We start from the raw sequence: 1006 nt of genomic DNA on the forward strand, positions 1-1006 counted from the left end.
ATCGGCGAAGTAGATACGAAGTCCCGTCTCCCGCTCTATTCGTTCATGGTGGAACATCTCGTTGCCCTGATCCCAAGTCAGCGTCCCCCGGAGAGCTTTTGGAAGGATCGCAAACGCCTGGATGAGAGCATCACCGACGATCTGGGCTGTCCGCCCACCCCGGATCGGGACGAGGACTGTGAGCCTGGACTTGCGTTCGACGAGCGTGGCAATGGCTGAGCGTTGACCGGTGCCGATGATGAGATCGCCTTCCCAGTGCCCTATGCGGGTGCGAGTCTCGACGACTGCAGGGCGTTGGCTAATCGGCTTCATGTTGGTGGACTGCTTCAACGCCCCTTCACGGGTCCTGCCGCGTCCACGTTTATGGCGGTACGTCCGGCCAGTGCGAAGTGTGAGGCTGTCCTGCGCGGCGATGAGGCCACGGTAGACGGCTTCGTAGATGGTCTCGGCGCAGACATGCCAGGACCTGCGTTTGGACCAGCGGCGCCTGAGCCAGCGACTGATCTGCGCGGGTGACCAATGCTTATCAAGCTTCCCGGCCACGACGTCCCGGAGCGCCTTATCCAGAGCGAGGCGGCGTTCTCTAGTCCTTAGCCTACGTTGATGGGCTTGGCCATGGGCGTACCAGGGTTGGTAGCGGCCATTTGGCTTGCGGTTGCGCGAAATCTCCCGGTAGACGCTCTGATAGCTTTTCCCGATCCGAGCGGCGATTGCTTTCACTGACTCGCCGGCGGCGAGGCCATCTGCAATTTCGATCCGGTCATCCTGGGTCAGGTATCGGCGGCTGATCGGCCTGTCTACAAAGTCCACGCTGCCAGCGTCGATGAACCACAACGAGCCGCAGCTCAGCGACACGCCGACCTGTGACGAGGCAGCAGAGCCACTGAGCCCTTGCCGGATCAGCTCGAAATACCGACGCTTGACTTCAGGCGACATCTTGTTCGGGGCGTACCTGGGCATTGGAATCCCTCACGATCAGGATTCGCAACGACCGTTAGACACTGCC

Annotated in this window: 1 protein-coding gene; it reads right to left on the reverse strand. The window is 61.0% G+C overall.

Features of this window, described 5'->3' with window-relative positions:
* Window positions 1-960: IS30 family transposase (locus AB0313_RS22135; protein ID WP_366308497.1), on the reverse strand; the 960-nt coding region annotated here is incomplete at its 3' end.
* Between the last annotated feature and the right edge of the window lie 46 nt (window positions 961-1006).

The organism is Pseudarthrobacter sp. NPDC080039, assembly GCF_040702335.1.
Classification (GTDB): domain Bacteria; phylum Actinomycetota; class Actinomycetes; order Actinomycetales; family Micrococcaceae; genus Arthrobacter; species Arthrobacter enclensis_A.